This is a genomic window from Sphingomonas sp. SUN019 (assembly GCF_024758705.1).
Taxonomy (GTDB): Bacteria; Pseudomonadota; Alphaproteobacteria; order Sphingomonadales; family Sphingomonadaceae; genus Sphingomonas.
Genome location: NZ_CP096971.1, coordinates 3,464,686 through 3,476,930, shown reverse-complemented (window position 1 = coordinate 3,476,930; position 12,245 = coordinate 3,464,686). Strand labels below are relative to the sequence as shown.

Sequence of the window (12,245 nt, the reverse complement as noted above, 5' to 3'; positions counted from 1 at the left end):
GCCACATCGACCTCATCCCGCAAGATTCCATCATAAAACCATTTGACGCGGGAAATTTTCGGACGCTACTTTCCATACCGGACCATTGAACGCCGCAGCACCGACATAGATCGGGCGCGGTCCCAGGAGGGGGATGCCATGACGAAGTTTGAGCTGCTCGCGGCCTCGGCTATCGCGTTGATCGCCGCTACACCTGCTTACGCCGCCGAACCCGCGCCCGCGCCGGGCCAGGATACCGCACCTACGAATACGGCCCCGGCGCAAACCGCCCCAGTTCAGACGGGCGGATACGGCGACGACGTGGTCGTGACCGCACAGCGGCAGTCGCAAACGCTGCAGGAGGTGCCGATCGCAGTCAGCGCGTTCACCTCGGCGGCGCTGGAGGCGCAGCAGATCGACAATGCGTCCGACCTGCAGCTCACCTTGCCCAACATTACGTTCTCGAAGACCAATTTCACCTCGTCCAGCTTCACGATCCGCGGGATCGGCGATCTGTGCGTCGGCATTTCCTGCGATCAAGCGACAGCGATCCATTTGAATGGCTCCCCGCTTCTCGCCACACGCATCTTCGAGACCGAATATTTCGATCTGGAACGCGTCGAGGTGCTGCGCGGGCCGCAGGGCACGTTGTTCGGCCGCAGCGCGACGGCGGGCGTGGTCAACTTCATCACCGCCAAGCCGCGCACGGACAAATTCGCGGTCAGCGCGGAAGGCGAATACGGCAATTACGAATCTATCCGCGCGAAGGCGATGATCAACCTGCCGCTGGGCGATACGCTGGCGGTGCGCGTGGCCGGGTTCTACCTGAACCGCGACGGCTATACAAAGAACCTGTACAACGACACGCGCCTGGACGGCCGCGACATGTATTCGGTGCGCGGATCGATCCGTTGGGAACCCTCGATCGACACCACGGTCGATCTGATGGGCAGTTACTTCAAGGAGGATGACAATCGCCTCCGCATCCAGAAGCAATTGTGCCAGACCGACCCGACCGGCGTGCTGGGGTGCCTGAACAACCGCCGCGACGCCGGACGGACCAACACCAATTCGACCTTCACCGGCACGCTGGGCAGCCGCGAGTTCCTGACGATCAACCTGCGCAATCCGGCGCTCGGACAGGCGTTCGGGCTCGGCAGCCTGTATGGCCCCGACGCCTATACCGGCAACCCGATCCTGAACGATCCGCGCGAGGTCTTCACCGCCTATGATCCGACATACAAGACCGATGAATTGACGGTCCAGGGACGGATCGATCACAATTTCGGCCCGATCAAGGCGCAGTTGACCGGTTTCTATCATGAGACGTCGGTCGATTCGTCGCAGGACTACAACCTCGGCGTACAGAACCGCGCGCTGGTCCAGCCTGCGCTGAACACGCTCGCCGCCGCTGCCGCAGGGCAGGTTCCCGGCCTTCCCGCAAGTTTCTTCGCGCCGATCGCGGCCGCGGTGATTCCGGGCGGTCCGACGGGTCAGATCTGTACGTCATTGCCAGAAGAGACCGGCCTCGGTTCGTATGGCGGCTTCAAACGCTGTTCCGACGTGCCGCTGGCGTTCGATCGATCGAACCAGAAGACGAAGGACTGGTCGGCGGAAGCGATCATCTCTTCCGATTTCGACGGGATGTTCAACTTCCTGCTCGGCGGCATCTATGTCGATGGAAAGGTCACCAACGGGGACTATTACGTCAACGCGTTCGCGATCGACTATATCACCGGATTGCTCGGCAGCTTCACGGCGCTGGGAACGAGGGCCGACGCCAATCCCGCCAACGATCTTCCACCGGGCTTTCTGGCTACGCCATTCTTCCGCAATGCGACCGCGCGCTTCGGCCTGAAGTCCTACGGGATCTTCGGCGAAACGTATTTCGACTTCAACGACCGGCTGAAACTGACGCTCGGGCTGCGGTACAACAACGACAAGAAGACGGTTCAGTCGCGCTCCACGCTGGCCAGTTTCCTGACACCGTATGGACAGACGGGCAGCGCGTTCGACTCGCCGTTCTACGGCTCATATGACGCGGACCCGGTTACCCCCGGCGTGCAGGATTTTGCGCGGCGCAAGAAGACCTTCGACGAATTCACCGGCCGCGCGGTCGTCAATTTCAAGGTCACCGACGACAATCTGCTCTATGCATCTTATTCGCGCGGCTACAAGTCGGGCGGGTTCAATCCGCCGGTGCAGGTGCCCGGTCTGACGGTGCCGGATGCGTTCGTGCCGGAAATCATCAACGCGTTCGAGGTCGGATCGAAGAATACGTTCGACAATGGCCGGTTCACGCTGAACCTCACGGGATTTTATTACAAGTACAAGGGTCTGCAGCTCAGCCGCATTGTCGCGCGCACGTCGATCAACGACAATATCGATGCCGACATCTACGGCGTCGAGGCCGAGGCATTCTTCCGTCCCGCACCCGATTGGGCGATCAACATCGGCGCAAGCTATCTGCATACCAAGGTGACGTCGGAAGCGCCGTTCATCAACCAGCGCGACGTTTCGGGCGGCGATCCCAACACCGTCATCATCAAGGACATCACCGCCGCGTTCAACTGCGTCGTCCGGGCGAATACCGGTGGTGCGGCGGTAGCACAGGGGTTCGTCACGGCAGTTAATTCGCAGCTCGGGTTGCGTGGACCGCAAGCCTTCCCTGCCGACGCGAACATCGGCGCATCGACGGGCGCCTTCAGCATTTGCGACGTGCTGAGGGGCGCTGCGGCCAATACCGCTGTCGTGCCAGCCGGACTCATCAGCGTCTTGGACGGCATCGGGGTCAGCATCAAGGGCAACGAATTGCCGCAGGCCCCGGTGGTGAAATTCTCCGCCGGCGTCCAGAAGACGTTCGAGTTCGGCAACGGGATGTCGTTCGTGCCACGCTTCGATCTTACCTATACCGGCGAAAGCTATGGCAACATCTTCAACGGGCGAATCAACAAGGTGTCCGGGTACGAACAGGCGAATGCCCAGGTTCAGCTGAACGGTGCGGACGAGCGCTGGTTCTTGCGCGGGTTCGTGCAGAACATCTTCGACAACAATGCGACGACCGGCCTTTATCTGACCGACCAGTCTTCCGGCCTGTTCACCAACATCTTCACGCTGGAACCGCGCCGCTACGGCATCGCGGCGGGCGTGAAGTTCTAAGCGGACGGCCCCGGCTTGCGATAGCAAGCCGGGGACTCGTCACGTCGGGCAGCGAGGGCGGCGCAGCCGTCCGCGTCTGACGACGTGACTGGAAGGGCTCCCTTCACCCGGGAGCCCTTTTTCATTTCAGCCGCTCCGCCGCCCAGGCGACATGGTCCGCCATGAAGGTCGAGATGAAATTGTAGCTGTGGTCGTACCCCGGCTGCATCCGCAGCGTCAGGTCGATCCCCGCCGCCGCGCACGCATCGCGCAGCAATTCGGGCTTCAACTGTTCGGCCAGAAACCCGTCCGCGTCGCCCTGATCGACCAGGATCGCATCGACCCGCGCGCCGTCCGCGATCAGCGCGCAGGCGTCATGGGCGCGCCACGTCGAACGATCCGCGCCGAGATAGCCGCTGAGCGCCTTTTCGCCCCAAGGAACCTCCATCGGGGCGACGATCGGGGCGAAGGCGGAAATGCTGCGGAAGCGGCCGGGGTTGCGCAGCGCGGTCGTCAGCGCGCCGTGCCCGCCCATCGAATGGCCCGTGATCCCCTGCCGCGCCATGTCGACCGGAAACTCCATCGCGATCAGCGCAGGCAACTCGTCCTCGATATAGCGCCGCATCCGAAAATGCTGCGCCCACGGTTCTTCCGTTGCGTCGACGTAGAAGCCCGCGCCCTGCCCGAAATCATAGGCGTCGTCGTCGGGCACGCCCTCCCCGCGCGGCCCCTCTCCCCGCGGTGACGTGTCGGGTGCGACGAACACGATCCCGGCCTCGGCGCAAGCGCGGCGATACTCGCCTTTATCGGTCACATTGGCGTGGGTGCAGGTGAGGCCGGACAGATACCACAGCACCGGCAACCGCGCGCCCTCGTCGTGCGGCGGCACATAGACCGAAAAGGTCATCGTCGTGCCCGTCGCATCGGATTCGTGGGCGTACACGCCCTGCGTGCCGCCAAACGCCTCGCTCTCGCTCAATGTCTTCATGTGCAACCAATCCCTCCGCCCGCGAATTGATCCATCTTCAACCAGATGGAGGCGCGTGTGACCGATCTGAAGAAGGGCGACAAGGTGACGTGGAACAGCCACGGCGGCACCGCGCACGGCAAGGTGGAGAAAAAGCAGACCGAGCCGACGACCATCAAGGGGCACAAGGTCGCCGCATCGAAGGACGAACCGCAGTTCATCGTCAGGAGTGACAATGGCGGAAAGGCGGCGCACAAGCGTGACGCGCTAAAGAAGGCGTGATTCCGAATAGCCGGAAAAACCGGCACAACAGGAAGGAATGCAATGGCTACCACGAAGACACCCGCCGCCAAGGATGGCGCACCCAAGACCGGCGGCATCCATGCTCCGGTTCAGCCGTCGCCCGAGCTGGGCGCGGTCGTCGGCAACGACCGGTTGCCGCGCAGTGAAGTGATCAGCAAGATGTGGGAATACATCAAGAAGAACAACCTGCAGAACCCGGAGAACAAGCGCGAGATCCTGGCCGACGACAAACTGAAGAAGGTGTTCGGTAAGGACAAGGTGACGATGTTCGAAATGAACAAGCACATCGCACAACACGTAAAGGCGTAACCGCCGCTTTCCTCCACCCGTCATGCCGGGTCAGCCCGGCGTCCTCCCGCGATCGCGCGCCCCTTCGTGGCGGCCGACACCGCGCGCGGAACCCGGCAGCAGGCCGGGGTGACGGGTGGCAGGTTTCTCGCGGCGGCGCGGAACGGCGTCAGTCGCCGCTGATGTCGCGGTCATCGTCGGGTAATTTCTCAGCCGCCCGCCGCGATCGCGCGGCCTGGATCACGTCTTCCATTTCGTAGAGCAGATCACGGCCCTGATTGGTCTTGCCGTTATCGTCCGCCGGATCATCGACGAACAGCGCCTTCGCGCGTGTGGCCAGGTCCACCAGTACGGCATAACGCTCCTCGCCCAATTTCTTACGGACCTTGCCGAAACCTTCGACGAGCGCGTGGAACTCGGTGTCGATGTTTTGTTCCGGGAACACGTCGGACTCGTCTATGAATGTCGGTGCACCGAAAACCATGCAACCAATCAGATCGTCGATCTCGCTCAGTGATCCGGGAATGTAAGGCTCCGGATTGTGATAGGAACTAGTGAAGTAGCGGCTCATCGCTTCGTCTCCGGGCGCGTGATAATGTAAGTGCTGTCGGGGCCGACCCGTCGTGGACGGATAATGACGACGTGAGTAGGCGCAAAATCCGCGCCGAAAAATCCTCGAACTTGTGGTGTTTTAAGCATTTTTTGTGTAAGCGTAACGTCGTAGGCAATGTTCCCGACCCTCGCATCCGGCCGCCGAAATGTCAGCTCGGAGCCAGACGTATCGTTCTCGCGACGGTTAACGCGGACCGGGCCTTTTCTGGCTGAATCAATTCCATATTGACCGTAGCGTCGGCGAAGATCGAGACGGACTCTTTGATCGATATAGTTGCCCAGCATTTCCTGCCTGGACAAACGAATTTTCAGCTTTCCGGATTCGATACGCTCAACGCCGTGATCATAAGCGCGGTCTGCACTCGCCTGGATGAATCGCAGGGTCTCAACCTATAACGGACGCAATTCGCCCTTCACGCGCATAAATGCGGCTGCTCGGTCGAAGCGCAGGCGGTTCAGTTGGTTGATTTGACCTTGAAGTGTTTCCGGAAAGCCCAGCGAGTCAAATCGGTAAGCCGGATCGATCGCCGCAATCTGATTGATTAGCGTATTTGACCAATTCAGGGTTAGTTGCGCAGTTGCCTCCCGCGCTGGTCCCGTGAGATCGAAAATGCTGTTCGCGACCGCGATAATTGAACCGCCCGGCGCGTCGCGTAGTCCGGGAAAGGTCTGCTCCAGCGTCATCGGATCCTCGAACGCGCGGCTGTTGCCGCCACGACGAGTCATCGATCCGCGTGAGATTTGCGCAGGCACTAACCGCGCATCGTTCTCGCTCGGCACATACACTGCATCCGACAGGCGCGCCGTCGACTCGTTCGATGCCTCGACCGAAACGGGCCGGACAGGATTTGATGGCGAGGAGGCCGTCCTGAGGAACTGCGCCCGGCCACGCTCGGAAACGATCACGTTGCTCAGCGAGCGCGGTCCACCCGGCGCGAAGGTGAACTGTCCGTTGCGGGGTTGTGATACGGATTGAACTTCAGTTCAGCCCCGTCGGCAGTTCGCACCGCCGGCCAAAACCCTGTCCGCACCCAATGAGAAAACGCCCGTCGCCTGTCCTGCGCCGATAATTCCATGCCGCCACCCCGTTCCGTAAACGCGGTGAGAACATATCAGCAACATTTTCCAACAAGTCATTCGAGCGCAGGGTGGAATTGGTGCCCCCGAGAGGATTCGAACCTCCGGCCTGCGGTTTAGGAAACCGTCGCTCTATCCGGCTGAGCTACGGGGGCATCCGGGAGCGATCGGTATCCCGCGCACCGCGGACGGTCAATCAGTTGGTGGCGTCGGGCGGGGTGATCGGCAGGGGAAGCGGCGCGACGGGGACGCCGTCGTCGGCTAGCGCCTTCGCCTCCGCGATCGTCGCCTGGCCGTGGATCGTTTCGTGCGGACGGTCGCCATCGTGGATCGCGCGCGCCTCTTCGGCGAACTTGCGGCCGACCCAGCGCGATCCGTCGAGCGCCTTGGCCTGCGCGGCGGCGAGCGCGTTCAGCATTTCTTTCACGCGCGCGGGCGGCGGGGCGTCGTTGCTGTTGCCCTTTGCCGAGACACGCGGGGCCATCACCGCCTTCGCAACGTCGGTCGCGCCGCAGATCGGGCATGCGACCAGTCCGCGTGTGCGCTGATCCTCCCATGCGGTGGACGAAGCGAACCATGCCTCGAACACATGTCCGCCATCGCAGCGCAGGTCGAAGACGATCATGCCACCGTTACCGCCGGGATGGGGCGGCGATGCGCGATGACCGGAATGCGTTCGCGTACGGATGCGACCGCCGCGGGATCGATCTCGGCGAAGCCCAGCCCAGCCTCCTCGCCCATGTCGAGCAACACTTCTCCCCACGGATCGATCACCAGCGAATGGCCGTAGGTGGCGCGACCGTCGGCGTGTTCGCCGGTCTGCGCCGCCGCGACGACGAACGCCGCCGCCTCGATTGCGCGCGCGCGGAGCAGCAGATGCCAGTGCGCCGCACCGGTGGGACGGGTGAAGGCGGCGGGGACGCTGAGGACCGTCGCGCCTGCGTCGCTCAATGCGCGATAGAGGTCGGGAAAGCGCAGATCGTAGCAGATCGTCGGTCCCAACGGTCCGGCGGGCGTATCGACCAAGACCGCCGCGTCGCCGCCGGCATAGGCCGCGGATTCGCGCCAGCTTTCACCGGTCGGCAGGTCGACGTCGAACAAATGGATCTTGTCGTAGCGCGCGCGGATTTCTCCCGCGTCGTCGATCACGAACCCGCGATTGGCGAGCCTGCCATCGGGGCGACGGAGCGCCAACGAGCCGAGGTGAACCCAAATTCCGACGGTCGCCGCGGCTTCCCGAACCGCCGCGAGTACGCGGTCGTCGTCCTCCGCTACGATCGACGCCGCCGCGCGCGCACGGTCGCGATCCAGCAGGCCGGACATTTCCGGCGTGAACAGCATCGCCGCGCCGCCCGCCGCCGCATCGGCCACGGCCTTTCGCAACGTATCGGCGTTCGCCGCCGGATCGACGCCGCTCGTCATCTGGAGCAGCGCGATCCTCACGCGGCGAGCAGCGCGTCGAGCTTTCCGTCGCGGTCCAGGGCGGCCAGATCGTCCGATCCGCCGATATGGCGTCCGTCGATGAACACCTGCGGCACGGTGGTGCGGCCGTTCGCGCGGTCGATCATCTCGACGCGCTTCGGCCCGCCCATCGTGATGTCGAATTCTTCCGATTCGACGCCCTTGTCGGACAGCAAGCGGAGCGCGCGTGCGCAATACGGGCAGAACGCCTTGGTGTAGATTTCGATCTTTGCCATGCGTCAGAGGTGTGGGCGCGGGCGGCGCTTGTCAATCGGCGGTGCTGAGGCCGTCGCCGTCGGGCAGCACCCGCGCCCAGCACAGGATGGTGACGCTCGCCGCGCCCGCGCGCAGCAACGCATGGGTGCAGGCGTCCGCGGTCGCGCCGCTGGTGTACACGTCGTCGGCCAGCACGATCGCGCGTCCTTTGACCGCCCCCGCGCCGCCCGTCGCCAGTCCGAACACGCCGCGTACCGCCCTTCGGCGTTCGCTCGGGTTCAGGCCGCGCAGGACCGGCGTCGGCTTCGTTCGTTCGAGCAACCGCGCATCGCTGCGAACCCCGCCGATCCGCCCCAGCGCGGTGGCGATCAGCGCCGCCTGATTGTAACTGCGCGACCACAGCCGCCGCCGGTGCAGCGGCACCGACAGGATCAGGTCGGTGTCGCCCGGCAGATGCCGCGCCATCAACCTCGCCGCGGTTTCGGCGAAGGCGGTGCGGCCGGCGTACTTCAACCGCAGCGCGACGTTGCGCGCGACCGGCCCGTAAGCGACCGCGGCGCGCACGCCCGCGTGGCGCGGCGGGCGGGCGATGCACGCGCCGCATACCATGCCCTCCCCCCGGTCATGATCGAACGGCAGGTTGCAGGCGGCGCACCAGGGCGGCGCGATGAAGTGCAACGATGACCAGCAACCGGCGCAGAAGCGGTGGTCCGCCGCCGTGACGCAGCCGCATCCGGGGCAACGCGGGGGCAGCGCCAATGCGAACAATGTGCCGAGCGCGGCGTGCATCGCGCCCTTGTCGCCGCGCCCGGCGCACGGCACAAGCCGCCGCGCGATGCAGCCGCCCGAAATCTTCGACCCCGCCGCGCGCCGCAGCCGTCGCGATCGCGCCGCGCCCGGTTACGCGGCGCACGCATTCCTGCGCGAGACGATGCTCGACGGGATTGCGGAGCGGCTGGACAGCGTGACGCGCGCGTTCACCGACGTGCTCGACCTCGGGTGCTTCGACGGTGCGTTCGTGCCGCCGCCTGGCGCGCGTGTTGCGCGGACCGACGCCGGGTTTGGCTTCGCGAAAGCTGCGGGCGGCGTGCAGGCGGATGAGGATCACCTGCCGTTCGCCGACGCCAGTTTCGATCTGGTGGTGTCGGCGGGGGTGCTGGATCAGGTCAACGACCTGCCCGGGGCGCTGACGCTGGCGCGGCGCGTGCTGCGGCCGGACGGACTGTTCCTGGCGGCGTTCGCGGGCGCGGGATCGCTTGCCGCGCTGCGTGAAGCGTTGCGCACCGCGGAGGGCGACCGGCCCGCCCCGCGGCTGCACCCGCAGATCGATGTGCGGGCGGCGGGCGACCTGCTGGTCCGCGCGGGATTTGCCTTGCCCGTTGCCGATGTCGAGACGGTGCGCGTCCGCTACGGCGGGGTCGACCGCCTGCTTGACGATCTGCGCGGGATGGCGGCGTCGAACCTGCTGCGTGAACGCCGCGCGCTGCGCCGCGATACGCTCGCTGTGGCGGCGGCGGCGTTCGCGGCGAAGGCCGACTCCGACGGCCGCACAACCGAACGGTTCGAGATCGTTTATCTGACCGGCTGGGCGCCTGCCCCCGATCAGCCGAAACCGGCGCGGCGTGGCAGCGGTACGACGTCGCTCGCCGCGACGCTCGGCCGGTTCCCGAAGACCTAGCCGATCATCCCGTCTTCGCGCGACGCCAGCACGCGGCCCATCGCGTCGAACAGGATATCCATCGCCACAGGTTTGAAGATCACGTCGTCCGCCCCCGCCGCCAGGCAGCGTTCGCGCAGGTCGACCGCGGTGTCGGCGGTGACGACGATGATCGGGGTGCGCCCCTTCGCATCGCCCCGCGCGCGAATGTGTCCGATCGCCGTGATGCCGTCCATGCCGGGCATTCGCAGGTCGACCAGCAGGATATCAAAATCCTGTTCGTCGATGATGCCGAGCCCGTCTTCGGCGCTTTCGGCTTCGACCATCGTCACGCCCGCGACGTCGAGCATGTCACGCACGACGCGGCGATTCATCCGGTCGTCCTCGATGAAGAGAACGTTCATGGGGCGTGGCCCGGACGGCTGATCGGTCGTTTCATGGCCGTTATCATTATCGGCTCACGCCGCTTGCGGCACAAGCACGGATACGCTCGGTTCGTCGCCAAACAGGCGCTCGATCAACGCGTCCTTGCCGATCGGCTTCGCAATGACCGTCGTCGCACCCGCCGCCAGCACCGCGGCGTGAGCGTCAGGGCAGAGCGGAGGACCGAGCAATGCGATGATCGCGCCGCGGGCAGCAGCGGCGATCGGCGCGACCGCCGTCGGCAACGCGTCCGCCGCGCCGAGCGTGGCGGCATCCAGCAAGATCGTCGCGGGGCGATCCGTCGCGATCCACTCCAGCGCGTCCGCCGCCGAATCGGCGAAGGTCACTGCGCCGCCACGCGGCTCGAGCAACGCCTTGAGCATCGAGCGCGTGATCGGATTGCGATCGACGACCAATACCCCTGCTCCGTCCGCGGCCGGTGCGGCCGTTGTGGTTTCGGCGCGGACCAGCGGCAGATCGAGCGTGAACGTCGCGCCCTGCCCCAAAACGCTTTCGACCGTCACGTCGCCATCCATCGCGCGCGACAGGTTGCGGCAGATGGACAGGCCAAGGCCCGTGCCACCGAATTGCCGGGTGGTCCCGGCGTCCGCCTGACGGAACGCTTCGAATATCTCCTCGTGATGGTCGGGCGCGATGCCGATCCCGCTGTCGGCGACGATTAGGCGCCAGCGGTCCCCGACGATCTGCGAGGACAAGGTGACGTGGCCGTTTGCGGTGAACTTCACCGCATTCGACAACAGGTTGAACACGATCTGCCGAATGCGCGCCGCATCCCCGACGATCCAGCCGAGGCCGTCATCCAGCGCCAGCGTGAAGGACAGGCCCTTGCCCCGCGCTTGTTCGCCCCACATCTGCGCCGCATCGGCGATCGTCGCACGCGCATCCATCGGCGTGGCTTCAATCGTCATCTTGCCCGTCTCCATCTTGGCGACATCGAGGATGTCGTCGACCAGCGCGCGCATCGTAACGCCCGCCCCGTGCACCACGGTCAGCCGTTCGCGGGTCGCCGCATCCATCGCGCGATCGGCCAGCATCACCTGCGTCATGCCGAGGATGCCGTTCAGCGGCGTACGGATTTCATGACTGGTGGTGGCCAGGAATTCGGTCTTCGCCGCCAGCGCCTTGCCCAGCGCGGTGTTGCTGATCGCCAGCTTGTTGCGGCTGCGGCGGATCGTGAACAACCCGATGCCCAGTATCGCGATGATCAACAGCGTGGCGATCCCGGCCCCGGCGAACATCGTCAGCTGGCTGCGCGACCGATCGCGCTCGAACGCGACCGTCTTTTGCAGATCGTCCGCCTTCAGCTTGGCGATCCGCAATTCCTGGTTGGCAAAATCGAACCGCGCCCCGGCCAGCGCGGCGCTGTTCGATCGCGCCAGTTCGGTCGCCTGATCGTCGAGCCTTTTCAGGGCGGCGAGGTGCGCCAGCGCGTCGGCGGCGCGTCCGCGCTGCTGATAGATGCGGTAAGCGGTAGCGTGCGCGTCGCGATCTTGCGGTGTTGTCGTGATAAGATCGACGCCCCGAAAGCGTTCGTCGATCAGCCGCTCAGCAATGCCCAGGTCTCCACGCTGAAACGCGGCCTGTGCAGCTAAAGCGCGAAAGATCGGCAACGTTCCCGCCGCGTCACTTCGACGCGCGAGTGCCATTCCTTCATCAATTGCGACCCGAGCGCGCGCCACATCGCCCTGCATCATTCGAACGCGGGCAACGTTGGACAGAACCTGAGCGGTCAGCAAGGCGCTCTTCAATCCGCGCGCCAAGGTCAACGCCTTTGCATATTGCGTCTCGGCCGCCGGGTATCGGGTCAATTCCTTGAAGGCATTGCCGCGCGCATTGTAGATGGCCAGAGATAGTCCCGGGTCGGCCTTGTAAACGTCGATCGCCTGATCGAGATAGCGAAGCGCGCTCAAGTGATCGTTGCCGCTTGCGTGCAGCATCGAAAGCAGTATCAGCGCCTTTGCTTGACTGCGCGTTTCACCTTCGTCGCGAAACATGCCATGCGCCTTTTGGATATCGCTTAATGCGAGCGCCACGTGACCCATAGCGGTTCGAACGCTGCCTTCCGAAAGCAGGATATCGGCGTGCAATCGCGAGCGCGGTGCG

General features: G+C 64.7%; 13 protein-coding genes and 1 tRNA gene. 4 read left to right on the top strand and 10 right to left on the bottom strand.

What is annotated here, in order from left to right:
* Positions 1-138 precede the first annotated feature (138 nt).
* Positions 139-3,138, top strand: a complete 3,000-nt coding sequence (locus M0208_RS16685; RefSeq protein WP_258892792.1) for a TonB-dependent receptor — start codon at positions 139-141, stop codon at positions 3,136-3,138.
* A gap of 121 nt (positions 3,139-3,259) precedes the next feature.
* Here the strand turns inward: M0208_RS16685 and fghA are convergent, their stop codons facing one another.
* Entirely contained in the window at positions 3,260-4,105 is an 846-nt protein-coding gene (fghA, locus tag M0208_RS16680; protein ID WP_408988115.1) for an S-formylglutathione hydrolase, read from the bottom strand.
* 45 nt (positions 4,106-4,150) lie between these two features.
* Here fghA and M0208_RS16675 point away from each other — a divergent pair, with 45 nt between their 5' ends.
* Together M0208_RS16675 and M0208_RS16670 are read left to right on the top strand one after the other, a co-directional pair.
* Positions 4,151-4,366, top strand: coding sequence for a DUF2945 domain-containing protein (locus M0208_RS16675; RefSeq protein ID WP_408988114.1), 216 nt, complete (start codon positions 4,151-4,153; stop codon positions 4,364-4,366).
* 42 nt (positions 4,367-4,408) lie between these two features.
* A complete protein-coding gene (locus M0208_RS16670) occupies positions 4,409-4,696 on the top strand; it encodes an SWIB/MDM2 domain-containing protein (RefSeq protein WP_258892789.1) in 288 nt (95 codons plus the stop codon).
* Between the two features lie 148 nt (positions 4,697-4,844).
* On the opposite strand, the gene M0208_RS16665 is transcribed toward M0208_RS16670, so the two are convergent.
* From M0208_RS16665 to M0208_RS16635, 7 genes are all read right to left on the bottom strand, one after another.
* Positions 4,845-5,246, bottom strand: coding sequence for a hypothetical protein (locus tag M0208_RS16665; protein WP_258892788.1), 402 nt, complete (start codon positions 5,244-5,246; stop codon positions 4,845-4,847).
* Between the two features lie 431 nt (positions 5,247-5,677).
* Positions 5,678-6,193, bottom strand: a complete 516-nt coding sequence (locus tag M0208_RS16660) for a hypothetical protein (RefSeq protein WP_258892787.1) — start codon at positions 6,191-6,193, stop codon at positions 5,678-5,680.
* A 249-nt stretch (positions 6,194-6,442) separates the two neighbouring features.
* Positions 6,443-6,519 (bottom strand) — tRNA-Arg (locus tag M0208_RS16655).
* 41 nt (positions 6,520-6,560) lie between these two features.
* Positions 6,561-6,989, bottom strand: coding sequence for a DUF1178 family protein (locus tag M0208_RS16650; RefSeq protein ID WP_258892786.1), 429 nt, complete (start codon positions 6,987-6,989; stop codon positions 6,561-6,563).
* Positions 6,986-7,807: a carbon-nitrogen hydrolase family protein gene (locus M0208_RS16645; protein ID WP_258892785.1), complete on the bottom strand. Its 822-nt coding sequence runs from the start codon at positions 7,805-7,807 to the stop codon at positions 6,986-6,988. The genes M0208_RS16650 and M0208_RS16645 overlap by 4 nt, the downstream gene beginning before the upstream one ends.
* A complete protein-coding gene (grxC, locus tag M0208_RS16640) occupies positions 7,804-8,061 on the bottom strand; it encodes a glutaredoxin 3 (protein ID WP_258892784.1) in 258 nt (85 codons plus the stop codon). The genes M0208_RS16645 and grxC overlap by 4 nt, the downstream gene beginning before the upstream one ends.
* Positions 8,062-8,092: 31 nt before the next feature.
* The gene (locus M0208_RS16635; protein WP_258893289.1) at positions 8,093-8,830 is read right to left on the bottom strand and encodes a ComF family protein; all 738 of its coding nucleotides are present in this window, start codon (positions 8,828-8,830) and stop codon (positions 8,093-8,095) included.
* A gap of 46 nt (positions 8,831-8,876) precedes the next feature.
* On the opposite strand from M0208_RS16635, the gene M0208_RS16630 reads away from it, so the two are divergent.
* Positions 8,877-9,719 (top strand): class I SAM-dependent methyltransferase, encoded by an 843-nt coding sequence (locus M0208_RS16630; protein WP_258892783.1) that lies wholly within the window; start codon positions 8,877-8,879, stop codon positions 9,717-9,719.
* On the opposite strand, the gene M0208_RS16625 is transcribed toward M0208_RS16630, so the two are convergent.
* Together M0208_RS16625 and M0208_RS16620 are read right to left on the bottom strand one after the other, a co-directional pair.
* Positions 9,716-10,102, bottom strand: coding sequence for a response regulator (locus M0208_RS16625; protein ID WP_258892782.1), 387 nt, complete (start codon positions 10,100-10,102; stop codon positions 9,716-9,718). The genes M0208_RS16630 and M0208_RS16625 overlap by 4 nt on opposite strands.
* 54 nt (positions 10,103-10,156) lie before the next feature.
* A complete protein-coding gene (locus M0208_RS16620; RefSeq protein WP_258892781.1) occupies positions 10,157-12,136 on the bottom strand; it encodes an ATP-binding protein in 1,980 nt (659 codons plus the stop codon).
* Positions 12,137-12,245: the final 109 nt, after the last annotated feature.